Source organism: Bacteroides neonati (genome assembly GCF_000499785.1).
GTDB lineage: Bacteria > Bacteroidota > Bacteroidia > Bacteroidales > Bacteroidaceae > Bacteroides > Bacteroides neonati.
This window is the reverse complement of the sequence record NZ_HG726019.1, coordinates 14,981-41,213: the sequence shown is the minus strand read 5'-3', so window position 1 is coordinate 41,213 and position 26,233 is coordinate 14,981. Positions and strand designations below refer to the sequence as shown.

The following is a 26,233-nucleotide window of genomic DNA, read 5'->3' as shown; positions in this document are numbered from 1 at the left end:
TAGTAACTACGCCCTGCAAATATAGGAATTTATTTATAAAGTCAATACAGATTCTACCTCTACATCATCGCCAAATACCGACTTGCCATCGAGGTCTTTTAGTTCTATGATAAAGTTTACATAAACCTTCTTGGGCTTTAGCTTCTTCACTAGTTCGCAAGCAGCTTTCATTGTTCCTCCGGTAGCGAGCAGGTCATCGTGCAGCAGTACGATGTCGTTCTCGTCGAGTGCATCTTTGTGAATCTCTACGGTGTCCGTTCCATACTCTTTGTTGTAGGTCTGCTGTATGGTCTCTGCCGGAAGCTTGCCCGGTTTGCGTATGGTTACAAAACCTGCATTAAGTCGGGTTGCCAGAACAGGTCCCATAATGAACCCGCGCGATTCGATACCGACTACTTTGGTAATACCCCTGTCTTTGTACATCTCGTACATCACATCCGAAAGCTCGCGCAAACAAGCGGCGTCTTTAAAGAGGGTAGTGACGTCATAGAAGAGGATGCCCGGAATAGGGAAGTCGGGTATTTCCCGAATGCTTTTAATAAGCGTTTCTTTGCTCATAATCATTTATTTATTTCGTTTTCTTAAATGCTTTGTTTCACGTGAAACGTTGTGTGCTATCGGCCCGAAAGCACGAGCAGCACGTTGATGTCGCTCGGAGAGACACCGGGAATTCTGCTTGCTTGTGCAATGGTCTCGGGGTCTATCTTTATTAGCTTCTGTCTGGCTTCGGTCGATAAGGATTGCAGCGAGTCGTAATCAAAGCGGCCTTTAATCTTGATGCTTTCCAGTCGCGCCAACTTGTCGGCAATGATTCGTTCGCGTTCGATATAGCCTTGGTATTTGATCTGTATTTCGGCAGCTTCGATAATCTCTTCCTTGCGGTCTTCTATTTGATCAAGCTCGCGTTTCAATGCCGGTATGTGCTCGGCCATAGACTCGATACTCAATTGCGGGCGGTTGATTAAGTCGATCAATTTGCAGCCATGGCGTAGGGGAGTTGTTCCCAGCGTTTCGAGTGCATCGTTAATTAATACCGCTTTTATCGAATAGTTCCGGGTGAACTCAATAATACGTTCTACCTCCTCGCGCTTGCGCTTCAATAGCTCGTAACGCTCCTTGGTGACCAATCCCATCTGATACCCCCGTTCGGTGAGACGCATATCTGCATCGTCCATACGTAATAGGATGCGATACTCGGCACGCGAGGTAAACATACGGTAGGGTTCGTCTACTCCTTTGGTTACAAGGTCGTCGATTAATACGCCGATATACGCTTCGTCTCGCGCCAGTGTAAAAGGTTCGCCTCCGTGGCAGTTAATGTGTGCATTGATGCCCGCAATCAGTCCTTGTCCGGCTGCCTCTTCGTATCCGGTGGTTCCGTTTACCTGCCCGGCGAAGAAGAGGTTTTTAATTTTCTTCGTTTCCAACGTATGCTTCAACTGAGTGGGATCAAAGAAGTCGTATTCGATGGCATATCCCGGGCGATAGATAACGAGGTCTTTGAAGGCGGGAATCTTCTTAAGTGCTGCCATCTGTACGTCCATCGGTAGGGATGAAGAGAAGCCGTTCAGGTACAACTCTTGTGTCGTTTCGCCTTCGGGCTCTAAGAATAGTTGGTGTTGCTCTTTATCGGGGAAGGTGACGATCTTGGTTTCTATGCTTGGGCAATAGCGCGGCCCTATGCTCTGGATTTGTCCGTTGAACAGGGGCGAATCGGCTAGTCCTTTGCGCAAGATATCGTGGGACTCTTCGTTGGTATAGCACGTCCAGCATTGCAACTGCTTGAGGTGGCGCACGCTGGTATCCATGAACGAGAACTTATGGAAGTCCGCTTCGCCATCCTGCGTATCCATGAACTCATAATGTACGCTTCGGCCGTCGATACGTACGGGAGTTCCCGTCTTCATTCGTCCGTAGGTGATGCCTTGCGCTGCGATTGACTCGGTTAGCTGATACGATGCTGGCTCGGCCATTCGTCCACCGGGCAGCATGGTTTTACCTACGTGCATCAAACCGTTGAGGAAAGTGCCTGCTGTTAAGACCACGCATTTGGCGTGGAAGGTAACCTCCCACCAAGTTTTCAATCCTACAATCTCGCCGTTTTCAACGATAATTTCTTTGACCGTATCTTGCCAAATGTGTAAGTTGGGTGTATTTTCGAGTATCTCGCGCCAAGCCCAACTAAACTTGTTGCGGTCGCACTGTGCACGCGGGCTCCACATGGCAGGTCCTTTGGAGCGGTTCAATAGTCTGAACTGGATGGCTGTTTGGTCTGTAATCAATCCCATCTGTCCGCCCAATGCGTCAATCTCTCGAACAATCTGCCCTTTGGCTATTCCGCCTACTGCGGGGTTGCAACTCATCTGCCCCACCTTGTTCATATCCATAGTGATAAGACAAGTTTTAGAGCCTAAGTTGGCTGCTGCCGTAGCAGCCTCGCAACCTGCATGCCCGGCACCTATAACTATTACATCGTATTTAAAATCCATTTACTCAACGTTTACGTTTCAAACCGTGCAAAGTTACGAAAAAGTTGAGACTTAGCATCAGATATGGTACTATGAAAAGGGTTAACTGATAGGGAAGAATGTAAATGTGTGATAATTTTAGTCTTTAGGTTAATTTGCAGAAGTGATTATCGTATCTATGGAGAGCTAGGAAATATACTTTATGAGTTACATTCCACTTTATTACTGTTTGGCCTTGGCTTTGTCTCAATAGTTGAGCTGTATTATTCGTTTTTCTGCTTCTTCTATTTATTTCATTCCGACTCTCTTTTGATAGTTTTTTCCCAAAGATAGAATATCGGATCGCTGGAGTCAATAGTTGAGCGGTTTCCCTTTAAAGAGAGTTTTAATGAATGACGAAAGGAATATTAGCTGGAGACGTTGATTGAACTTTCCGTTTCCTTAGAAATAAGGCGCCTGCAAGAGCCGCTATTCCCGAGGAAGCATGCACGACAATACCTCCGGCAAAATCTACTACTCCCAGTTGGCGAAGAAATCCATCGGGATGCCATGTACAATGTGCCAATGGACAATAAACAAAGATGCAAAACAAAATCATAAAGACCATATAGGCTGAGAAGCGTACATGTTCGGAAAGGGAGTCGGTAATAAGCGAAGGGGTGATAATGGCAAACTTCATCTGAAAAGCGTATACAGTGTCGGTGGAATCGTAGGGGTCAGGAAATCATCTACCTTGGCACCTACGTTGTTAAACATGAAAAGGTAAGTGAGTTGCTTATGAAGCTACCGATATCGTCGCCAAAGGCTAGGCTGAATCCGAAAACGATCCAAAGAACACTGATGATTCCCATTGTTAAAAAACGTTGTAAGAGGATCTAAATTACATTCTTTTTACCACCCATCCCCCCCCATAAAAAAGGAGAGCCTAGGTGTCATCATTAAAACAAAGATTGTTGTAGTGATCATCCATGCCACGTTAGCGGCATTCATCTTTTCATCTGCTACCCATAATTCGCTTGTTTCGGGTGTAAAAACGCCAATCAAACTAATGATGACAATGATAGCCATCATAATAATCCATCTCTTTTTCATTTTTATCTTTTTATTAGTGAAACAATACCTATTACTTTTAAGAAGTTATAATTTACACACAAGTAATACCTTTTAGTAATTATTATATAAATATATAAGTTAATTTGAGATGAAAGTATTTTTATGCTATCTTTTTGATTTTGATTTATGAAAAAGAGTGGCATAATGACTCTAACTGGTTTATTTGACTAATTATCGCATGCCCAATGCCTTGTCTTCGGCTGCTTCCATGATTTCTCGTTCGCCCGGTCCTTTGTCGTTGATGCCACAAAGATGAAGTATACCGTGTATGATGGTGCGGTTTAGCTCCTGTTCGTACGAAGCCCCGAACTGTTCGGCGTTGGTCGCTACGGTTTCAAGACTGATGAAAAGGTCGCCTGCCAGACGGTCGCCCTCGCAATAGTCGAATGTAATGATGTCCGTATAGTAATCGTGTTGCAGGTACTGGCGGTTTACCTCGAGAATTTTCTCGTCCGAGCAGAATATATAGGCGATCTCGCCAATTCGTTTTCCGTACGTGGCAGCCACTGCCTTGATCCATTCGCTGGTTTCGCGTTTCTTGATTGCAGGCATTTTGATGCCGTCGGTTTGATAAGTAATAGCCATAGTTCGAATCTATTTTTATGAGAAAAAGTAACTAATTAAAAGAAAAATAAGTAACTGATAAAGATGGCGGCAATGATACCGGCAAAGTCGGATATCAATCCGCAGGTAACGGCATTGCGCGTTTTGGTGATGCCCACGCTACCGAAATAAACGGCCAGGATGTAGAACGTCGTATCGGACGCTCCTCGTACCACACAGCTCACACGCCCCACGAACGAGTCGGCACCTGCCTCTTTCATCGTGTCAATCATCAGTCCGTTGGCACCACTACCACTGAGCGACTTCATTAGGGCAGTGGGCAGTGCCCCTACAAAACTCGTATCTATACCGCAAAGAGCGACCAATGAGCCAATACCGCCTACCAAGATGTCCATGGCGCCCGAAGTGCGGAACACAGCGATACCGACCAAGAAAGCAACCAGATAGGGAATGATGCGAACAGCTGTGGTGAAGCCCTCTTTGGCTCCCTCTACAAACGAGTCGTAGACGTTGATCTTCTTGCGTACACCTGTGAGGATGAACAGCAGGATGACGCCAAATAGAATTATATTGGCAATAAGGGTGGAGTAGGTGCCCATCTCTTCGCGCGAAAGCACGGTAAACAGATAAGTCAGCCCACCGAAGAAGAGCGCCAGAAAGCCTGCTAACGTAAGAATCGCTTTGTTCAGCAGGTTGATGCGTTGCGAGATGCTCACCGTGATAACCCCCACCAACGTAGAGATAAATGTGCTCATGAGGATGGGGATGAATACATCGGTAGGTTGTGCAGCACCCATCTGTGCCCGGTATACCATGATGGAGATCGGGATGAGAATCAATCCCGAGGTGTTGATTACCAGGAACATAATCATCGGGTTCGAAGCAGTATCTTTGCGGGGATTGAGCTCTTGCAGCTCTTTCATCGCCTTGAGTCCCATCGGGGTAGCAGCATTGTCGAGTCCTAGCATATTGGCAGCCATGTTCATGAAGATAGACCCCATTACCGGATGTCCTTTGGGGATGTCGGGAAAGAGTTTGCAGAATACCGGACTCAGGAAGCGCGAGAGGGCATTGATTAGCCCACTGTTTTCGCCTATCTTCATCACCCCCAGCCACAACGAAAGCACTCCGGTAAGCCCCAGAGATATTTCGAAAGCTATTTTCGAAGAGTCGAACGTGGAGTTCATGATCGCTGTAAATATCTGTGTATCTCCGGTGAACAGGAGTTTACCCAAAGCTACCAGAAAGGCAATAACGAAAAATGCTACCCAAATGTAATTTAAAACCATAGTTTACCTGCTATATTATGTGCAAAATTAGTTATAACTTTCCATAATTGCATTCCTTTTTTCCTTATTTTTGGGCATTGTATAAAGTATACATCCTAAAAATAAGGAAAATAGAAGATGGAAACAAATGCAACAGTCATCCGGCAAGAGCTGGAGACTTACATCGACCCCATAAAGCGCGAATACTTGCCCCGCTTCTTTAAAACAGGCAAAGGGCAATATGGTGAGGGAGATCGGTTTCTCGGCGTGGTAGTTCCCAACACAAGGCTTGTAGCCCGAAAGCATCGCGAGGTGCCGTTCGGAGTAGTAGCCGAACTCCTTCGGAGCGAATGGCACGAGTGTCGGTTATGTGCGTTGTTGATATTGGTCGAACGGTTCAAGAAGTCGGACGAGCCGATGCGGAAGGAGCTTTATGAGTTTTATCTGTCGCAAACGGCACGTGTTAATAATTGGGACTTGGTCGACCTGTCTGCCCCTGCCATTGTTGGTGAATATCTGTTGGACAAACCCCGCAAGGAACTCTATCGACTGGCTGCTAGCCCCCTGCTTTGGGAACAACGCATTGCCGTCGTATCGACCATTACCTTGATTCGGAACCGCGACTTTATCGATATCCTCCGCTTGTCGGAGTTACTGCTTCATCATCCGCACGACCTGATGCAAAAGGCCATTGGGTGGATGCTACGCGAAATGGGCAAGCGTGATCCAGATTTACTGGTTCAGTTTCTCGAGAAATGGAGCAAACAGATGCCTCGCACCATGCTTCGCTATTCGATTGAAAAGTTTAGTCCGGAGGAACGAGCGTACTTCATGAAACGATAATTGATTTAGCAGTATAGGTGTGCGGCGTTTTTCTTTGGCTTCTGAAGAAAACTCTGCGAAAGGCTGTGCTACTCTGTGGTGAAATCTTTATCTTTGTCACTCATTACTATACACACCCTATGGAACAAGAAGATTTTGATATACGCGAGCATCAACTCACAACCAAAGAACGAGACTTTGAGAACGCCTTACGTCCGCTTAGTTTCGGTGACTTCAGCGGACAGGACAAGGTGGTCGATAACCTTCGCATCTTTGTGAAAGCTGCTCGTTTGCGTGGCGAAGCACTCGATCATGTGTTACTGCATGGCCCTCCCGGCTTGGGAAAAACGACGCTCTCTAATATCATTGCCAATGAGTTGGGTGTAGGTTTTAAGGTAACGTCGGGGCCGGTGCTCGATAAACCGGGCGACCTGGCCGGTGTATTGACTAGCCTCGAGCCCAATGATGTTTTGTTTATCGATGAAATTCACCGTCTTTCGCCTGTAGTCGAGGAGTATCTCTATTCGGCAATGGAAGATTACCGTATTGATATCATGATCGATAAAGGTCCGTCGGCGCGAAGTATCCAAATAGATCTCAGCCCTTTTACGCTGGTAGGAGCTACAACACGTAGCGGACTGCTGACGGCTCCCTTGCGTGCCCGTTTTGGTATAAATCTACATCTTGAATATTACGATGACGATGTGCTGGCAGGCATTATTCGTCGTTCGGCCAATATATTGAATGTGCCTTGCTCCATCCCTGCTGCCGGAGAGATTGCTTCGAGGAGCCGTGGTACTCCCCGTATTGCCAACGCGTTACTGCGTCGGGTGCGTGACTTTGCACAGGTCAAAGGCTCGGGGGCTATCGATACGGATATCTCGAAATTCTCGCTCGAAGCATTGAACATCGACCGTTACGGGTTGGATGAGGTCGATAACAAAATACTGTGTACCATCATCGATAAATTTAAAGGAGGACCGGTGGGGCTTACCACCATTGCTACTGCATTGGGCGAAGACCCCGGCACCATCGAAGAGGTATACGAACCTTTCTTAATTAAGGAAGGATTCCTGAAACGCACTCCTCGTGGCCGTGAGGTTACCGAGCTGGCGTATCAGCATTTGGGTCGTAGCTTTTACAGCACCCAGCAACAGCTGTTTAGCGACCAGTACGGATTATAAATGAAGAATAAAGCATGGCAGGATTAAAATCATTGGCAAAGGATACGGCCTTTTACGGGCTGAGTAGCATTGTCGGCAAGTTTCTGAACTATCTGTTGGTACCTCTCTATACGGGGGTACTCTCTGCTGCTTCGGGTGGATACGGAGTTGTTTCGAACGTATATGCCTGGGTAGCCTTGATTATGGTGTTTCTTACATTTGGTATGGAAACCGGATTCTTTCGCTTTGCCAATAAGTCGGGCGAAGAGCCGATGAAGGTATATGCCAACTCGTTGATTTTCGTAGGTGGTCTTTCGCTGCTCTTTATGGTACTCTGCTTCTTGGGGCTGAACCCCATTGCAAGCTTCCTCGAATATGGCGATCACCCCGAATACATCGGCATGATGGCGGTTGTGATTGCGCTCGACTCTTTCTTATGTATCCCTTATGCCTATCTGCGCTATAAGAAGCGTCCCGTTAAATTTGTTTTTATCAGGCTGCTGTCCATCGTCATAAACATAGCTATGAACCTGTTTTTCCTGCTGCTGTGTCCGTGGTTGCACCTGCACCACCCTGGTATGGTCGATTGGTTCTATGATCCCAACTACTTGGTGGGTTATATCTTTGTGACCAATGTCATCACTTCGGTGATTCAGTTGTTCTGTTTCATCCCCGAACTGCATGGTTTCCGTTATCGTATCGATAAACCGTTGATGAAGCGGATGATCGTCTACTCATTTCCCATTCTCATTTTCGGGTTGGTTGGCATTCTTAATCAGACGGTAGATAAGATTATTTATCCGTTTCTCTTTGCTGACAGGCAGGAGGGACTGGTGCAGCTCGGCATTTATAGCGCTGCCACTAAGATTGCGATGGTGATGGCGATGTTTACACAGGCTTTTCGCTATGCTTATGAACCATTTGTATTCGGCAAAGACCACGAAGGAGACAATCGCGGTATGTATGCCTCGGCGATGAAATACTTTCTTATATTCTCTTTGCTTGCTTTTCTGTCGGTGATGTTCTACCTCGATTTACTCAAATACATGGTCGCTCGCGATTACTGGGCAGGGTTGAGTGTGGTGGCTATTGTGATAGGAGCGGAGATATTAAAAGGAGTTTACTTCAACCTTTCTTTCTGGTACAAGCTGATTGATGAAACCCGTTGGGGAGCTTATTTTTCGCTGATCGGATGCGCTATCATCGTTGCGATGAATGTCTTTTTAGTACCTGTCTACGGCTATATTGCTTCTGCCTGGGCCTCAGTGGCAGGCTATGGTGTTATTACGCTGCTCTCGTACTGGATTGGGCAGAAGAAATATCCGATTCATTATAACCTTAAAGATATGGGAGCATACGTATTGCTCACGCTTGTGCTCTATCTGATAGGCTATTACTTACCTATCGACCATGTTGTTCTCCGGTTGGCTTTCCGAACTGCATTGCTCGTACTGTTTATCGCTTATGTAGTTAAAAAGGACTTGCCACTCAATCAAATACCTATTGTTAAACGTTTTTTCAAGAAATAAATCTTAGTTATGCAACCTGAAAATCGAAACTTATTTGCTATCAAGCGCTTTGTGCGGCAATACTTAGACTTGCGTAAGGACAAAGACAATGAACTTGCCACAGTAGATTCCATACGTAAGGGGGTCGAGTTTAAAGGAGCCAATCTATGGATTCTAATCTTTGCCATCTTTATGGCATCACTTGGCTTGAACGTTAACTCAACGGCTGTTATCATTGGTGCGATGTTGATCTCACCTTTGATGGGTCCCATCATGGGAGTAGGGCTCTCTGTGGGGCTCAATGACTTTGAATTGATGAAACGCTCCTTGAAGAGTTTTCTCATTACCACTGCCTTCAGTGTGACTACTGCCACTCTTTTCTTCTTATTTACACCCATTGCCGAAGCGCAATCAGAGCTTCTGGCTCGTACCTCTCCTACGATTTACGACGTATTCATCGCACTCTTTGGTGGTTTGGCGGGTGTGGTAGCATTATCAACCAAAGAGAAAGGAAACGTGATTCCGGGGGTTGCTATTGCTACGGCACTGATGCCTCCGCTCTGTACCGCCGGTTATGGGTTGGCATCTGGCAATCTGATTTATTTTCTCGGAGCATTCTATCTTTATTTTATTAATTCGGTTTTCATCAGTTTGGCCACCTTTATAGGGGTACGGGTGATGAATTTTCAGCGTAATGAATTTACCGATAAAAAGCGTGAAAAGAACGTGCGCAAGTACATTGTACTGATTGTGATACTAACGATGTGTCCGGCTATTTACCTGACTATCGATATTATTCGTGGTACCTTCTATAACTCTTCTGCCAACCGCTTTATTACCGAACAGTTAAGCTTCCCCAATACGCAGGTGGTTGATAAAAAAATCGATTATGAGCATCGTGAGATACGTGTTGTACTGATCGGACCTCAAGTTCCCGAACCTTCCATTGCTATTGCTCGCGAAAACCTGAAGCAGTATCAGCTTCTCGAAACTAAGTTGACGGTGTTGCAAGGCATGAATAATGAGGCGGTCGACATATCGTCTATTCGTTCGTTGGTGGTCGAAGATTTTTATAAGAACAGCGAGGAACGTATCTTAAAACAACAAGCCAAAATACAGTCTCTCGAGCAGAGCATTGAGAGCTATAAGATACACGATCAACTAAGTCGCACACTTGTGCCCGAACTTAAAGTTCTGTATCCATCGGTTACTTCGTTGTCTATTACCCGCTCTGTCGAATTGACTGTCGACTCCTTGAAAGCAGATACCGTGACTCTTGCTTTGCTAAAGTTTGCCAAACAACCCTCTACTGCCGAAAAAGTAAAAATTAGCAATTGGCTTAAAGCGAGGGTAGGTGTAAAAAAACTCAGACTAATAACAGAATAAAACACATTAAACACCCCACCCATGAGTATTCGAATTATTGCAGTGATGGCGATCCTTCTCTTTTCGCCTTTTATTAGAGCCGACGAAGGTATGTGGCTACTTGGTAACCTAAACAAGCAGACTAGATTGGCGATGAAGGAACTCGGACTGCAACTTCCCGTTGATAAGCTTTATAGCCCGAAGAAGCCCTGTTTGGCCGATGCTGTTGTCAGCTTTGGCGGGTTCTGTTCGGGCGTAGTAGTCTCTGACGACGGACTGGTGTTTACGAATCATCATTGCGGGTTTAATAGTGTGCAGCAACACTCTTCGGTTGAGCACGACTATCTCAAAGACGGCTTTGTTGCACGCAATCGTAGTGAAGAACTGCCCAACCCGGAGCTTTACGTGCGCTTCCTGCTCCGTACCGAGAATGTAACCAAACGCATATTGAAAGCAACCAAACCTTCGATGAGTGAGTCCGAACGGCAGATAGCCGTCGATTCACTGATGTTGCTTATAGGCAACGAGGTTTCCGATAAAGACTCTACCTTGGTGGGAGTAGTCGATGCTTATTATGCCGGAAACGAGTTTTGGCTCTCTGTTTATCGCGATTTCAATGATGTTCGTCTCGTCTTTGCTCCACCATCCTCTATTGGTAAACTGGGGTGGGATACGGACAACTGGGTGTGGCCTCGGCATACGGGTGATTTCTGCGTGTTTCGTATCTATGCCGACAAGAACAATCGTCCGGCAAACTATTCGCCCGATAATGTTCCTTATAAAGCCCCTTACGTGGCACCTATCTCATTGGATGGTTACAAAGAAGGCTCTTTCTGTATGACGCTCGGCTATCCGGGCATGACCGAACGCTTTCTTTCTTCCTTTGGGGTTGAGGAGCGCATGGCTGGTATGAATCAGGCAATGATCGATGTGCGAGGAGTGAAGCAGGCTATCTGGAAACGTGAGATGGACGTCCGCCCTGATATTCGTATCAAGTATGCTTCCAAGTACGATGAAAGCTCGAATTATTGGAAAAATAGCATCGGCATGAATAAAGCAATTCGACAGTTGAAGGTGCTTGATAAGAAGCGGGCTGCCGAAGCCACCATTCGCGAATGGATTCAACAAACACCGTCTGAGCGTGAAAAGCTGTTGCATCTCTTTTCTTCGCTCGAGCTTAATTACAAGAACCGTCGTGAAGCGAACCGAGCCATGGCTTACTTTGGAGAATCTTTTATTAATGGCCCCGAATTGATTCAGTTGGCACTTGAGATTCTGAACTTTGACTTCGAAGCCGAGCAAGAACAAGTGGTTGCGAGACTAAATAAACTGATGGAAAAATATGGCAACATGGATCTTTCCATCGACAAAGAGGTATTTGCAGCGCTACTCAAAGAGTATCGTTCCAAGGTAGGTCCCGAATATCTTCCGTCGCTTTACCAAGCCATAGATAGTGCTTATGCCGGTAATGAGCGTGCATATGTCGATTCGCTCTATGCGCATACCCAAATTGCAACTCCTCGTGGTTTCCAACGTTTTTTGGAACGCGATACCACCTATCATCTGATTGAAGACCCCGCCATTGCTCTGGGCATTGATCTGATAGTGAAGTATTATGATATGAACCATGGCGTCTCTGCCGTTTCGCAAGAGATAGACAGGGATGAGCGGCTGCTCAATGATGCATTGCGTCGTATGGAGGCCGATCGCAATTTCTATCCTGATGCCAATGCAACTATGCGTCTTAGCTTTGGAACAGTATGTGGCTATTCTCCTTTTGATGGTGCCGTATATGACTATTACACCACGGTGAAAGGTATCTTTGAGAAAGTACATGAGCATAAAGGCGATCCCGACTTTGCTGTTCAGCCCGATATTCTCTCTCTGTTTGCCTCGGGCGATTTTGGTCGCTATGCCGATGAGAAAGGCGATATGAAGGTCTGCTTTATCTCGAATAACGATATTACCGGAGGCAATTCGGGCAGTGCCATGTTCAATGCCCGGGGAGAGTTGCTTGGTTTAGCTTTCGATGGAAATTGGGAGGCTATGAGTAGCGATATTGTCTTTGAGCCCGGTTTGCAACGATGTATTGGCGTAGATGTGCGTTATATGCTTTTCATCATCGAGAAATACGGAAAAGCGGGTGAGTTGATTAAGGAGTTAAATATTAACGCTTCAAAATAATCACCGTTACCGATGCTATAATTAGACCTACGCCTAACCCAATGCCTGCTGTAACAGCTTCGCCAAAGATGGATATTCCCACACATACGGCTGTTACAGGCTCCATGGCGCCTAATACAGAGGTAAGTGTAGAACCTATGCTTTTGACCGCACGTACCAAGGCAAGGTTTGAAATAACTGTTGGAATAAGCGCCAGCATCACCAAGTTGCCCGCTGTGCTTCCATTGGGAATAGCTTGAATACCTGTGGTAGGAGCAATCCCGATGAATAAGAGCAGACTACTGAATATAAAGACATAGAAGGTTAGCTTCAGCCCTTTCATCTTTCCTACTTTGAGCTGGCTCACTGTGACCAGATAGAGCGCATAGCCCAATGCTGAAAGTAGGACAATGAAGATACCGCCCAAGGTAACCGTTCCTGAGTCGTCTCCGCTCGATAAGAAGTAAACCCCGACTACAGCCAGTGCAATGGCTGCTAAGCGCCAAATAGATTTCTTTTCGTGAAAAAAGACCATCATAATCAGTGTTGTCAATACCGGATACATAAAGTGGAGTGTTGTTGCTACTCCGCTTGGCATAAATTTGTAACCCCAGAATAGAAATACCGCCGATACCAGATAGAGTGCTGCCAGCAATAATAAAGAAGGAATTTCGTTGCGGCGGATGCGGAATGACTGTCCATCAAGCAATAAGATACCCGCCAAAGCTAACGCGGCAAAGAAGAATCGATAGAATAGAATCGATTCAAAATGAAGCCCTTGATGCATGGCAGGCAAGGTAAACAGTGGAATGAGGCCAAACGAGGCTGATGATAGGAGTCCGTAAAGGAATCCGTTTATCTTATTCATAATTGTCAATCAAAATTTAATGCCTGCAAAGGTAGTACTTTTCCTGCTCATCTTCACTATATATGACGGAAGAGGATGAATCAAAAACTCTTTTGACTCATCCTCTTCCGTCGTATCATACGTTTATCCTTTTACGGAGATGTATGCTTATTTTTTAGGCTTTCTGCGTGCCCATCCTTCTTCGCTGAAGTCCGGTTCATCGCCTCTGAATCCCTTCTTTTCATCCTGAAAGAACTGTTGCCAATCATCCTTTTTGCCGCGTGCATTGGCATAGCCCCGTTCTTCACGATTGGGCTTATCGCTTTTCTTTGCATCGGCTTTAGGGGCTCTGTCTGCTTTGGGAGCTCTGGTCGGTCTGTCTTCGCGCGAAGTACGAGAACCACGGTCGTTGCGTCTGTCCGGTGATGCTCCGTAAGGTTTACGTTCGCCACGTCTTTCTCCCGAACCTCCTCTGCGTCCGGCAGTATTCTCTTCTCCGGCTATTTCGACCGAAACCTTGCGTCCGTTCCAGTTGGCACGATTAAGAGATTGAACCACCGTAGATGCCTCTTTCTCATCTACCTCAAAGAATGAGAAGCTCTTCATCAGGTCGATGCGTCCTAGTTCAATACGTCCGCGGGTGTTGCTGTTAAGCAGACTGATCAGCTCGCTAGGGAAGAAGCTATCCATCTTGCCGAGGTTGATGAATAGACGCTTGAATCCCGGAGTTGTTGGACGAGGTCCTTCGCCTGCATCGCGACCACGACGTTCGCCACGTTCGCCTCCACGCTCTGTGCGTGTGTCGAAACTGGCTGTTTCTATTTCATTACGGCCACGATAATACTCGAGGAATCGGTTGAACTCCATCGATACCATACGTTTAATAACGTCTTCTTTGCTCAACCATTCGAGCTTGCGGTAGATTTCGGGCATGAAGTCGGCAATTTCTTCTTCATTGACCTTTACTTTCTCTATTTCGTCGATCACCTTGATAAGTTGCTTTTCGCAAATCTCTTTACCGGTAGGTACTTCGCCTGTGATAAATTTCTTTCCGATAATGCGCTCTATCTCGCGCATCTTTCCTTTCTCGCGCATGTTGACAATGGCGATAGAGATACCTGTTTTTCCGGCACGTCCCGTACGTCCGCTACGGTGAGTATAGCTTTCAGTATCATCGGGTAATCCGTAATTAATCACGTGTGTAAGGTCGTTTACATCCAGCCCACGTGCAGCGACATCGGTTGCTACAAGAATCTGTATGTTGCGCATGCGGAACTTTTGCATCACAGCATCACGTTGTGCTTGCGATAGCTCTCCATGCAATGAATCGGCGCTATAGCCCTCTTGCATCAATTTGTCTGCAATCTCTTGTGTCTCCTTGCGGGTACGGCAAAAGATGATTCCATAAATTTGTGGATAGTAGTCGGCTACACGTTTCAGTACGGCATATTTGTCTTTGGCCTGCACCATGTAGGCAATATGCTTCACACTGTTCGTGCTCTCATTTTTGCGTCCAATGGTAATTTCTTTTGCATTGCGCAGGTAATTCTTTGATATGCGCGCAATTTCGGGGCTCATGGTAGCCGAGAAGAGAAGCGTGTTACGCTGTTCGGGCACATCGGCCAGAATAGCGTTGATGCTCTCGGTAAATCCCATATTCAGCATTTCATCCGCCTCGTCCATAACCACGTTGTTAATGGTCGAAAGCGATACGGTGCGACGTTGCATCAAGTCGAGCAAGCGTCCCGGGGTAGCGACAATAATATGTACGCCACGTTTTAAACTACGAATTTGGCTATCGATAGACGAACCTCCGTAGACGGGTAGTACTTTGAGGCCATCAATATATTTAGAATAATCGTTTAAATCGCCTGCTATCTGTAAACAAAGCTCACGGGTAGGGCAAAGGATAAGGGATTGGGGAACTCGGTTCTTTACGTCAACTCGCTGGATAATGGGCAAGCCGAATGCGGCTGTCTTTCCTGTTCCAGTCTGGGCAAGAGCTACTATATCATTATTTTCTCCTAAAAGGTACGGAATCACTTCCTCTTGTACCGGCATGGGATTCTCGTATCCCATTTCCTCGATTGCTCTACGTATCTCCGGAGAAACGCCAAGCTCTTCAAATGTCTTCATTAAATCTCTGTATATCTTTTATTTCGGCTGCAAAGATACGAATAATAAATTGATTATCAATCATGAATGGCCAATTATAAATGAATGGCCTATTGTGCCGATAGGAATTATATTCTGTTCGTAATCAGCCTTTTTTAATTAAGTAATATACTTCTGAGTCTTTGTATATCCTTCTGTGTAAGTCCGATTCCCTTTTCCAAATAAGTGGGAATATCCCCGTAAAGGCGTTCGGCTTCACTTTTTGCTGCATTTAGAAAATCTTCTTTTGCCGAGAAGATGGTGGTGATTGCTTCTTGAGAATTCGCAGGTAGTTTGTAAGCGTATTTAGATACTTTGGGAATATTAAAATAATCGTTGCTCAGCCGGTAATCGGTCATGATAACTTCTTCGTTTACCCCTAAACCAGCCAGAATTAATGCGCTGGCAATTCCTGTTCTGCCCTTTCCCGACGAACAATGAATAACGACGGGATAGCTACTACGGTCGAGCAGTATGTCGAATATCTGTCTGAATTCTTTTTTATAATCCGTAATCAACTCACGATTCATGCCCTCTACCAATCGGTAAATCGTATCTCCTTTGATCTTTCCTTCTTGTATTTTTTGCAGCAAGTGTTCCATACTGCCTGTGGCAATAGGGACATGAACCACGTTAAATCCCTCTTGCAATTGCGGATAGTTGTTCAATTCCTCTTTCGAGCGTAAGTCGATGATGGTATGGATCTTCAGGTTGCGTAGTTCCCGACGGGAAATGCAGCCGATGCTGTCTATTTGAGCTGAGCGATAAATCATGCCGAATCGGGTGTTCAGCCCCGTTGCCGATGATTTATATCCACCCAGATCACGGAAGTTTTGTATGCCGGGTATATTTACATTGCGCGTAGCTACGCGAACACGATACTTATCATTAAACACCATCAGGTAGTAGTAGCGTTGCGACGGATCGGTGGTAACAATCGTCATTCGCTCGTCGCCGATGTTGGCCATGGCTACAGGTATATCCTCCGGAATAAGATCGGGATTGGTAGAGGCGTATACCTTTACATGTCCGTTGATGACCGGGGCTGTTTCCCATTTAATGATACAATTGCCTATGTTGTTTTCTTCGCAGACTACCGAGATGGTTGGAATGGTCTCGCTGCATGCCGGCAGAATGAGAATGAGGGTAAGCCAATTGAATAGATTCTTATACATAGCACCATTTTGTCTGAAACACTATTTGCAAAGATAGCAATTTCCGAAGGATATGCCAGTACCTTTGCGATAATTAGCCAAAGTATATATTCTTTAAGAAATATACCGATCGGCAAATTCTTTTGAAATGGAATTATGATAGCTTTGACAGGTCTCTGCAGCAAAATCTTTCCCACATTCGACTATCTTATTCCATGTTTTTTCGTCAAGATTGTTTAGGTCTCGATAGCGTACGTCATACTTCATCAGTCCGAAGATGAGTCCGGCATTGAAGTTATCGCCTGCACCAATGGTACTCACTGTTTCGATAGGTTCTATGGTGTATTCTTTGCTGATATTTCGGGTGCGTAATGATACTTTTTCGGCTCCTGCGGTACAAAGAAAGTTGGGACAGTAAAATTTAATCTTATCTTTATATATTTTCTCCACGTCACGCATACCGTACATATAGAAAAAATCATCGACAGAGCCTCTCACAATATCGGCATACTCCAGATTCTCAATAATGGTAGGTGTCAGCCTCATTGCTTCGTCTTTGTGCGAAGAGCGAAAGTTGGGGTCATAATACACAATTGCCTTTTTCTCACGAGCCTGCTCCAATAACTCTACGATTTTATCGCGCAATACGGGAGTCAATGCATAGTAAGACCCAATGATAACGATGTCGTCTTCATTGATTTTCGGGAACAAGACATCGAGTCGCTGCTTGGGATAGTCTTTATAGAAAATATATTCGGCATCGTTTCTGTCGTTCAGAAAAGCTAGTGATACCGGCGACTTTCCATCCGGGAATACATTGACATGATCGGTCGCGATACCATTCTCGCGCATGAAGGTGAGAATGGTGTTTCCTACCCGGTCATTGCCTGTTTCACTGATGAAGCAGACATTAATACCTGCCCGTGCCAACGATACGATGCCATTGAATACCGACCCCCCCGGCACTGCTGCCGAAGGTTGATCGTTTTGAAATATGATATCGAGAATGGTTTCGCCGATGCCGATTACTTTTCGCATAGCTCTCTCGATTTTTCGCCCAGATAGCCACCGTGGTGGCGTTTGGAATACTCTTCAATACTAAAGTTCGTCTTCTGCATGGTTTGCACTACCAGAATATCTCCAATAACCGTCATTACGGTAGTCGATGTAGTAGGGGTCATGCCCAGCGTACATACCTCATCAGGTTTGCCGGTGCTCAGGCACACATCCGATTCATCGGCTAGCGGACTGTTAGGGTTGCCGGTAATGACGATGAACTTTAAATTGGGGTTCAGGTTATGAGCCAATCGGGTAAGCTCCACAATCTCACGTGTCTTGCCTGAGTTGGAGATCAGTAGCAATAGGTCGTTTTCTTGCAAGATTCCCAAATCGCCATGTTGAGCTTCGCTGGGGTGCAGAAAAACAGAAGGTACTCCTGTCGAGCAGAAGGTTGTAGCAATATTCATGGCTATCTGTCCTGCTTTGCCCATTCCGGAGGTGACGAGTTTACCCCGTTTCCGGTGTATTTGTTCCACAATGAGGTCTACCGCTTTTTCATACGCATCCGTCACCGGGATATTTAATACCGCTTGCGCTTCCTTTTGCAGAAGCTCTTTAATCGATTCAGTCATAATTAATACGTGCTAATGTGGCAATGTACCAATAGGCTAATTGGCTGCGCACAATTCTATCATTGTTTTTAGTTCTTCAAATGTGTGAGCTACATCATAGTAAGTCGACAGCGGCTTTCGCGCAAACCCTTTGGCTTGCATGCCGTCGAGAGCATGGAGTAACGCATCGTAAAAGCCATCTTCGTTGTAAAAGATCACTCGCTTGGAGTGATAGCCGATAGATGCAGCAGCAAGGGTATGAAACACCTCGTCGAGCGTACCTATGCCGCCCGGTAGTGCTAACAAGATATCCGAGTTTTCTACAATGATATCCTTGCGGTCGCTCAGGTTGTGCGTGCGAATGATTTTATCAGGCAATGTGCTTACCCGATTGTTCTCCTCCAATTTTTCGGGTACGATGCCAATCACATATCCACCGCTCTTCTTTACTGCCAGTGCAACACATTCCATCAACCCTAAACTGGCACCACCGTATATGAGTGTCCGACCTGTTTCTCCCAGCCATCGGCCAATACGTGTAGCCTGGTCAAAGTACATTTTGTCAATGTTTTCTGATGCAGAACAGAAGATTCCTACCTTTTTCATGCCTTTAATTGCTATTGTAGCCTACAAATATCTGCAAATTTCTATAAACAGCAATAAGTTTTATTGTATTTTTGCACCTTCAACAAAATTTTGTCCTGAGAATGAATAATTTAAATATGAGTCAAGCCGAAGCAACCTTGTCTAACGGACTTCGGGTTATTTTCAGCCCGGTAGTTTCGGATGTAACCTATTGTGGCTTTGCAATCGATGCCGGTACACGTGATGAGGCCGATCAGGAGCATGGTATGGCTCATTTCGTAGAACATCTGATTTTTAAGGGAACGCACAAGCGAAAAGCGTGGCATATCTTAAACCGCATGGAGGCGGTAGGGGGCGATCTGAATGCCTATACCAATAAAGAAGAGACAGTTGTTTACGCTGCATTTCTGACTCCCGATCTGCCACGTGCAGTCGAGCTGCTGGTCGATATCGTCTTTCGGTCTACCTTTCCGCAGCGTGAGATAGAGCGCGAAACCGAAGTGATTCTCGACGAGATACAATCGTACGAAGACAATCCCAGCGAATTGATCTTTGATGATTTCGAAGACATGATTTTCAAGGGACATTCTTTGGGGCACAACATATTGGGGCGTCCCGAATTGCTGAAGCAGTTTCAAACGGCCGACCTGCTTTCGTTCACCCAGCGTTTCTATCAACCCTCCAACATGGTCTTTTTTGTGCAAGGCAAGGTCGATTTCAAGAAATTGATTCGTCTGCTCGAGAAGCTTATGAGTGATATTCCGATGCAGGAGGTTAGTAACCAGCGCACAGCACCCTCGCTCTATATTCCTGAACAATTGGTTATACCTAAAGATACCCATCAGGCACATGTTATGCTCGGTAGCCGAGCTTACCATGCCAACGATGATAAGCGCACAGCCCTGTATCTGCTCAACAATATTCTGGGTGGCCCCGGTATGAACAGCCGCCTCAATGTATCTCTGCGCGAGCGTCGCGGGCTGGTATATAATGTAGAGTCCAACCTGACTTCGTACGTCGATACCGGTGCGTTTTGTATTTATTTCGGTACCGACCCTGCCGATATTGATACCTGCATGCGCTTAACCCATAAAGAGTTGAAACGTATGCGCGATGTACAAATGACCTCCTCGCAACTCGATGCTGCGAAGAAGCAACTGATCGGCCAAATTTGTGTCTCTTCGGACAACTACGAGAACAATGCCTTAAGCATGGGCAAGAGCTTTTTGCATTATCATAAATATGAGGGAATCGGCAAAGTGTGCGAACGCATTCAAGCCCTTACTGCCGAGGGTGTGCTCGAAGTGGCGAATGAAATGCTGGCCGAAGAGCATTTGTCGACGTTGATCTATAAATAGCCGTTTGCGCTACACCTTCAATTTAATCTTCGCCTTTACCAGCAAGCCGGTAATGCCTACAATGACCAATGAAAAGACAACCGACTTGAGCAGCCCCGGTACACCGCCGGAAAGGATTTCGGGGTAATGTAAACCCAAAAGTTGCTGTATCGAATACCAGAGGTAGGGGATGAGGTAGCAAGTCAGTGTAGCCGTACCTGCCGGTTTGATAATCTCGAACCAGTATGCTTTGCCTTTCACATCCGTGAGCCAGTAAAAGAGTCCGAAGAGCGGAAAGAAAGCCGCCAGGCAGAAAAAGAGCCACGTAGGAGTAGCCTGTATCTTCGAGATAATCCAGAATGGGTGTGCAAGGAGTGCTGCGATGAGCATCATCGTACCCAGTATGCATAGTATGCTGATAAATGCTTCCGGATGCTCCTTCCGGGCATATCGTTGCATCAGTAGCGAGGTGAGCAACCCCGACATCCCAAAGGTATGCAGCGTCATATCGCTGGGGATGAACGACAGCGTCACCACATCGGCATGATGTAAAACGGCCAGTCCCATGAAAAGCACCCAGACAAGCGCATTCCACCACAGATTTTCACGTGTAAACAGATAGATACCTGCACAGATCGCATACGTCCACCCGATAAGCCCTAATATGCCCCACCACTTCTGCTCAAACGGTTCGCCATGCATCCCTTTATAAAGCATCAAAAAGCCTAGCAGAACCACTCCTGCTACCTTCATTCCGATGAAAATACGCTTTTTGTTTCCCGAGGCTTGGGGATAAACACCCCATATAAGAAAGAAACCCACTACCATCAAGATCGAGAACCAGGCATGCGAAAGACCTGCTACGCCGGCACTGTTGACCGAAAATAGTCCCATAACCACCAATGCTACCGTGCGCCAGAAGATGTGCATCACTACCTGTAGGTGGTTGTCTCCTTTCTTGTATCGGTTCTGTATGGCAAACGACACAGACATACCCATGCAGAATAAGAAAGCCGGGAAGATGGTGTCCGAGAAGCCCAGCATATCTTCATCCGCCCGGGCATGTTCGAGCCAATGCGGAATGTTGCTTAAACCGGGAATATCATTTACGAAGAGCATGAGAAACATGGTGAGTGCCCGAAGCACATCGACTGCGGCGACCCGCTGTAGCGTAAGCGTTTTCATAATGTATTAAGTTAATTGGGGGTTGATGGGCAAAGATACTGATTCTTTTCTATATCTTTGTACAGTCTAAACTATAAAAAACTACATTCTATATGGAAAAAAAGTGGCTTCTCTGTCTTCTGCTTACCATGATAATGGGTTCTGTTTCAGCCACAAACAGACTTGACTCCTTGCTTTGCCTGCTTGATAAGACAATTGCCGAGTCGCATATACATACTCTTAAGCGTCAGGCACATATCCGGCAGCTGAAAAGCAAAGAAAATGCAACGACACTTTCTTCTCTAGCCCAATACGATTTAAATATGATGCTTTATCAGGAGTATAAAGCTTTTGTGTGTGATTCGGCCATTCATTACCTGAGTCGCAATATTGAAATAGCCACCCGTATGCACGACCCCGATCGGATCAATGAAAGTAAATTGTTACTATCTTATCTGCTAGCCTCTTGCGGCATGTATAAAGAAGCTGTGGATATGGTGCAATCTGTTGATAGGAAAAGCCTCAACAACCGTTTCTTGAAACAATACTACTCTTGCTACGATCATGCCTATGGTGAGCTGGGCTATTACACGCAAGATAAGATGAATGCCGGTCACTATTGGCAGATATCATCCGCTTATAAAGACTCGCTTTATGCTATTCTTGATCCGATGTCCGATGAATACCTAACCATGCAGGAAACCAGTTTTCGCGATAATGATAAGTACGCAGAAGCACTTCGCATCAATGATCAGCGGTTGACCGTTACACAGTTTGGTACGCCCAGATATGCCAACGTCGCATTTTACCGTTCGCTTATATTCAAGCGCAATGGCGATAAAGAACAAGAGAAGTATTACCTTGCTCTATCGGCTATTTCCGATATCCAATCGGCCATTACCGATCATGCTTCTTTGTGGACGCTTGCCGAGATACTATACGAAGAGGGGGATGTAGAACGTGCTTACCGCTATATTCGCTTCTCCTGGAATGAAACAAAATTCTATAATGCCCGCTTGCGAAGCTGGCAAAGCTCGGGTATCCTATCGCTGATCGATAAGACCTATCAGGCCATGATGGAGCGAAAGAACGATCAACTAGAGCAATATATATTGCTGATTACGGTATTAATGCTTTTGCTTTTGGGAGCACTAACCTATATTTACAGGCAGATGAAAAAGCTTTCCGTAGCACGTAACCGTTTGGAGGAGGCCAATGGTCAGCTAAAATCTCTGAATGGAGAGTTGAAAGAGATGAATCTCTGTTTGCAATCCACCAATGTGGAGTTGTCCGAGTCTAACCAGATTAAAGAAGAGTATATAGCCCGTTTTATCAAACTCTGTTCTACTTATATCGACAAACTCGATGCGTACCGTCGCATGGTAAATAAGAAAGCGTCTGCCAATCAGGTGGCGGAGTTACTGAAAATGACTCGTTCGCAAGAAGCTTTGGACAAAGAACTTGAAGAGCTTTATGCCAATTTCGATTCGGCTTTTCTACATTTATTCCCCGATTTTGTGAGGAAGTTTAATACACTGCTTCAAGAGGATGAACAAATTATTCTCAAGAAAGGTGAATTGCTGAATACCGAGTTGCGCATTTTTGCGCTCATACGTTTGGGTATTGAGGATAGTTCGCAGATAGCGGAGTTTCTCCGATATTCGGTCAATACGATCTATAACTATCGAGCCAAGGTCAAGAACAAAGCACGCATTTCGCGTGACGACTTTGAGAACCGCGTGCTCAATATACGATAATACGACTTATATCCTATCCACTTTTTCGGTATTGTGTTATTCTGTTAATTGTTTGATTAATAGATGTTTGTTTGTTTTTTGAATCCACTTATTCTTCCCTCTTCGTCAATTGAATCTTCTTTATCTCTACTTTTGACCTATGCTTCCGCTCAACTCATCCGAAGTTGTTGCGGAGCATTCATGATTCATTAACTTTAAAATTATACGTATGAAAAAGAACAGACGGAAACTCTTTTCCGGAAATCGTAAAGTTCTCTTTGCTCTCTTAGCAATGTTTTTGTCGTTGAGCGCCTTTGCCCAGCAGCTAACTGTTTCGGGACAAGTAGTCGATATTCAGCAAGAGCCCATTATAGGTGCCAGTATTCTTGAAAAAGGAACAACCAATGGTGTGATCACTGATCTGGATGGAAATTTCACTCTTAAGGTAAAACAAAATGCCATGCTGGTCATCTCTTACGTAGGGTACCAAACAAAGGAGGCAAAAGCTGCTGCCCAGCTGAGGGTAGTTCTTAATGAAGATACCGAGCTGCTTGATGAGGTCGTTGTGATAGGCTACGGTGCTGTGAAGCGCAAAGATGTAACAACGGCTATCTCTACCGTATCTACCAAAGATATTGATCAACGTCCCATTGTGTCGGCTGCGCAGGCTATTCAAGGCAAGGCTGCCGGTATATCCGTTACACAACCCAACGGAGCACCGGGTGCGGGCATGTCGATCCGCGTACGTGGCACAACCTCTATGAACGGTAGCAATGATCCCCTTTATGTGGTCGATGGTGTGCCCATGACCGATATTAATTTTCTCGCTGCCAATGATATTGAGAGCATGCAGATACTTAAAGATGCCTCTTCGGCTGCTATTTACGGATCGCGTGCAGCCAATGGAGTTATTATGATTACAACCAAGCAGGGAGCAAAAGGCGAAGCCAAAATTGCTTTCAACTCGCATGTCGGTATCACTCAGGTAAACAATAAGATTGAGTCTCTTCATACGGCTCAGTATAAGGAATTAATGGATGAAATTGGCATGGTGAGCCTCCCCGACGGTTTGACTGATCAGACCGATTGGTTCGACGAAACCTACCGCACAGGCGTCACTCAGAATTATCAGCTTTCTATCTCGAACGGAAACGACAAATGGAAATACTTTCTCTCGGGCGGCTATACCGATGAAAGCGGTGTTATTAAGACAGCATTCTACAAGCGTTATAACTTCCGGGCGAATGTAGAGAATCAGGTTCGGTCTTGGTTAAACATTGCTGCCAACGTTGCTTATTCAGACTATACGAGCAACGGCATTATTGATGGACAAGGTGCCAATCGGGGTGGGGTGGTACTTTCGGTTATCAATACACCGCGTTATGCTCCGGTTTGGGACGAACAGCATCCCGATCGGTACAATACCAATTTCTATGGAGTCAACATTACCTCTCCGCTCGAAAATATGGCTCGTAGCGAAAACAACAAGGCCAATAAAAACAGGTTGATAGCCACAGGAAAAGCCGAGATAACTTTCTTGCCCGAACTGAAGTTTAAAAGTTCATTTACCATCGACCGCGAATACGGCAACGTCACTAGCTTTCTTGACCCTCAAAAAACAAGTTGGGGACGTAATCAATATGGTGAGGCCTATGACGAACGTACGCTCGGCACTGTATTGGTATTCGATAACATATTGACCTATACCCGGCAAGTGGGTAAACATAACTTCGATGTTATGGCAGGTGCCTCATGGACCGATTCAGATTGGTCGAAGAGTTATATCAACGGTTCTCACTTTCTCAATGGCGATATTCAGACGATCAATGCAGCCAACAAAATATCCTGGAACGGTACAGGTACCATTGGGTCGCAATGGGCTATTATGTCTTACATAGGCCGTTTTGCATACAATTACGACAGCAAATACCTGCTTACCGTCAATATGCGTGCCGATGGTTCTTCGAAGCTCAACCCGGATCATCGGTGGGGTTATTTCCCTTCTGCTTCTGCTGCTTGGCGTATCTCTTCCGAGGAGTTTATGAAAGATGTTGAGTGGATCAATGATTTGAAGCTTCGCGGAGGTTTCGGGCAAACCGGCAACCAGTCGGGCTTGGGTGATTATGCTTACTTGATGCGCTACAATATTAATCGTGTGTGGTGGGGAACTCCCGAAACCGAACATGCACTTCCCAGCATTACGCAGGCAAACCTACGCAATAAAGATTTAACTTGGGAGACGACCACACAAAGCAATATCGGTCTCGATTTTACGGTGCTCGATAACCGTTTGACCTTCTATTTAGATTATTATTACAAGAAAACAACCGATATGTTGATGTATGTATCGCTTCCGGCAGGTCAGGCTGCCAGTGATATTGTGCGCAACGAGGGAAAGATGGTGAATAAAGGATTTGAGTTTTCTGTTAGCTCAAAGAACCTGGTGGGGCAGTTTGCCTGGGGTACCGATTTCAACATCTCTTTCAATAAGAACAAGCTGACCTATCTGGCACTTACCCCTGCCTATTATGACGGAAAAACAAGCGATGTAGTCAATGAGAAAGTAGTACGCAACGCAGCCGGTCGTCCGCTCGGAGGCTTCTACGGATATATCAGTGATGGAGTAAACCCCGAAACCGGCGAACTGATTTACCGGGATTTAAATGGCGATACTAAAATCTCTACCTCCGATCGTACTTATATTGGCGACCCCAACCCCGACTTCACTTTTGGTATGACCAATACCTTTTCTTATAAGGGGTTCAACCTGAGTATCTTGCTACAAGGTTCTTACGGCAATGACATTTTCAATGCCTCACGTATGGAAACCGAAGGCATGTATGATGGTAAAAATCAATCGACCCGTGTATTGAGTCGTTGGCGTATTCCGGGACAGATTACCGACGTTCCCAAATCAGGATTCGACATGAAGAACTCCAGCTATTTCATTGAAGACGGTAGCTACCTGCGGGTGAAAGATATTTCATTGTCGTACAACTTCTCGGGTCGTTTACTCAAAAGATGGGGCATTACGCGTTTACAACCTTACTTCACCGCAAGTAACCTGCTTACCTGGACAAATTATTCGGGTATGGACCCCGAGGTGAATCAATGGGGAAACAGCGGTTCCGTTCAAGGTATCGATTGGGGAACTTACCCTCAAAGCAAGTCATTCGTGTTTGGTCTGAATGTTGAATTTTAATTAAAGAAAG

General features: G+C 45.6%; 22 protein-coding genes. 8 read left to right on the top strand and 14 right to left on the bottom strand.

Annotated elements, in window-relative coordinates:
* Positions 1–33: 33 nt before the first annotated feature.
* From TY03_RS00150 to TY03_RS00130, 7 genes are all read right to left on the bottom strand, one after another.
* The gene (locus TY03_RS00150) at positions 34–564 is read right to left on the bottom strand and encodes an adenine phosphoribosyltransferase (RefSeq protein ID WP_148335543.1); all 531 of its coding nucleotides are present in this window, start codon (positions 562–564) and stop codon (positions 34–36) included.
* A gap of 50 nt (positions 565–614) precedes the next feature.
* Entirely contained in the window at positions 615–2,489 is a 1,875-nt protein-coding gene (gene mnmG, locus TY03_RS00145; protein ID WP_042366265.1) for a tRNA uridine-5-carboxymethylaminomethyl(34) synthesis enzyme MnmG, read from the bottom strand.
* A gap of 364 nt (positions 2,490–2,853) precedes the next feature.
* Positions 2,854–3,147: an ammonium transporter gene (locus TY03_RS22985; protein WP_052332349.1), complete on the bottom strand. Its 294-nt coding sequence runs from the start codon at positions 3,145–3,147 to the stop codon at positions 2,854–2,856.
* A 61-nt stretch (positions 3,148–3,208) separates the two neighbouring features.
* Positions 3,209–3,319, bottom strand: a complete 111-nt coding sequence (locus TY03_RS22980; protein WP_262482493.1) for a hypothetical protein — start codon at positions 3,317–3,319, stop codon at positions 3,209–3,211.
* 40 nt (positions 3,320–3,359) lie between these two features.
* The gene (locus TY03_RS22755; RefSeq protein WP_052332348.1) at positions 3,360–3,560 is read right to left on the bottom strand and encodes an ammonium transporter; all 201 of its coding nucleotides are present in this window, start codon (positions 3,558–3,560) and stop codon (positions 3,360–3,362) included.
* A gap of 192 nt (positions 3,561–3,752) precedes the next feature.
* Positions 3,753–4,166, bottom strand: a complete 414-nt coding sequence (ybeY, locus tag TY03_RS00135) for an rRNA maturation RNase YbeY (RefSeq protein ID WP_042366264.1) — start codon at positions 4,164–4,166, stop codon at positions 3,753–3,755.
* Positions 4,167–4,201: 35 nt separating this feature from the next.
* Entirely contained in the window at positions 4,202–5,434 is a 1,233-nt protein-coding gene (locus tag TY03_RS00130; protein WP_042366263.1) for a nucleoside recognition domain-containing protein, read from the bottom strand.
* A gap of 117 nt (positions 5,435–5,551) precedes the next feature.
* Between TY03_RS00130 and TY03_RS00125 the strand changes: the two genes are divergently transcribed.
* From TY03_RS00125 to TY03_RS00105, 5 genes are all read left to right on the top strand, one after another.
* Positions 5,552–6,256, top strand: a complete 705-nt coding sequence (locus TY03_RS00125; protein ID WP_042366261.1) for a DNA alkylation repair protein — start codon at positions 5,552–5,554, stop codon at positions 6,254–6,256.
* A gap of 119 nt (positions 6,257–6,375) precedes the next feature.
* The gene (gene ruvB / locus TY03_RS00120) at positions 6,376–7,419 is read left to right on the top strand and encodes a Holliday junction branch migration DNA helicase RuvB (protein ID WP_042366260.1); all 1,044 of its coding nucleotides are present in this window, start codon (positions 6,376–6,378) and stop codon (positions 7,417–7,419) included.
* Between the two features lie 14 nt (positions 7,420–7,433).
* Positions 7,434–8,927, top strand: coding sequence for an oligosaccharide flippase family protein (locus TY03_RS00115; RefSeq protein WP_042366258.1), 1,494 nt, complete (start codon positions 7,434–7,436; stop codon positions 8,925–8,927).
* A 9-nt stretch (positions 8,928–8,936) separates the two neighbouring features.
* Positions 8,937–10,292 (top strand): TIGR00341 family protein, encoded by a 1,356-nt coding sequence (locus tag TY03_RS00110; protein WP_042366255.1) that lies wholly within the window; start codon positions 8,937–8,939, stop codon positions 10,290–10,292.
* 21 nt (positions 10,293–10,313) lie between these two features.
* Positions 10,314–12,455 (top strand): S46 family peptidase, encoded by a 2,142-nt coding sequence (locus TY03_RS00105; RefSeq protein WP_042366253.1) that lies wholly within the window; start codon positions 10,314–10,316, stop codon positions 12,453–12,455.
* Here TY03_RS00105 and TY03_RS00100 read toward each other — a convergent pair.
* From TY03_RS00100 to TY03_RS00075, 6 genes are all read right to left on the bottom strand, one after another.
* Positions 12,439–13,302, bottom strand: a complete 864-nt coding sequence (locus tag TY03_RS00100; RefSeq protein WP_042366250.1) for a DMT family transporter — start codon at positions 13,300–13,302, stop codon at positions 12,439–12,441. The two genes, TY03_RS00105 and TY03_RS00100, sit on opposite strands and share 17 nt — an antisense overlap.
* Before the next feature lie 147 nt (positions 13,303–13,449).
* Complete coding sequence (locus TY03_RS00095) at positions 13,450–15,417, bottom strand: DEAD/DEAH box helicase (RefSeq protein WP_042366248.1); 1,968 nt, start codon at positions 15,415–15,417, stop codon at positions 13,450–13,452.
* A 134-nt stretch (positions 15,418–15,551) separates the two neighbouring features.
* Positions 15,552–16,610, bottom strand: coding sequence for a tyrosine-protein phosphatase (locus tag TY03_RS00090; protein WP_042366246.1), 1,059 nt, complete (start codon positions 16,608–16,610; stop codon positions 15,552–15,554).
* 93 nt (positions 16,611–16,703) lie between these two features.
* Complete coding sequence (locus tag TY03_RS00085; protein WP_042366244.1) at positions 16,704–17,627, bottom strand: carbohydrate kinase family protein; 924 nt, start codon at positions 17,625–17,627, stop codon at positions 16,704–16,706.
* Positions 17,615–18,220 carry an SIS domain-containing protein gene (locus TY03_RS00080; protein ID WP_042366243.1) on the bottom strand — a complete coding sequence of 202 codons (606 nt, stop codon included), beginning with the start codon at positions 18,218–18,220 and terminating at the stop codon, positions 17,615–17,617. Before TY03_RS00080 ends, TY03_RS00085 begins: the two co-directional genes overlap by 13 nt.
* Positions 18,221–18,256: 36 nt before the next feature.
* A complete protein-coding gene (locus TY03_RS00075) occupies positions 18,257–18,805 on the bottom strand; it encodes an LOG family protein (RefSeq protein ID WP_042366240.1) in 549 nt (182 codons plus the stop codon).
* 116 nt (positions 18,806–18,921) lie between these two features.
* Between TY03_RS00075 and TY03_RS00070 the strand changes: the two genes are divergently transcribed.
* Entirely contained in the window at positions 18,922–20,142 is a 1,221-nt protein-coding gene (locus tag TY03_RS00070) for a M16 family metallopeptidase (RefSeq protein WP_148335564.1), read from the top strand.
* A gap of 9 nt (positions 20,143–20,151) precedes the next feature.
* Here TY03_RS00070 and TY03_RS00065 read toward each other — a convergent pair whose 3' ends face one another.
* Positions 20,152–21,306 carry a DUF5009 domain-containing protein gene (locus TY03_RS00065; protein WP_042366236.1) on the bottom strand — a complete coding sequence of 385 codons (1,155 nt, stop codon included), beginning with the start codon at positions 21,304–21,306 and terminating at the stop codon, positions 20,152–20,154.
* Between the two features lie 92 nt (positions 21,307–21,398).
* On the opposite strand from TY03_RS00065, the gene TY03_RS00060 reads away from it, so the two are divergent.
* Both TY03_RS00060 and TY03_RS00055 read left to right on the top strand, forming a co-directional pair.
* The gene (locus tag TY03_RS00060; protein ID WP_042366234.1) at positions 21,399–23,042 is read left to right on the top strand and encodes a DUF6377 domain-containing protein; all 1,644 of its coding nucleotides are present in this window, start codon (positions 21,399–21,401) and stop codon (positions 23,040–23,042) included.
* A gap of 208 nt (positions 23,043–23,250) precedes the next feature.
* The gene (locus tag TY03_RS00055; RefSeq protein WP_042366232.1) at positions 23,251–26,223 is read left to right on the top strand and encodes a SusC/RagA family TonB-linked outer membrane protein; all 2,973 of its coding nucleotides are present in this window, start codon (positions 23,251–23,253) and stop codon (positions 26,221–26,223) included.
* The last annotated feature ends 10 nt before the right edge of the window (positions 26,224–26,233 follow it).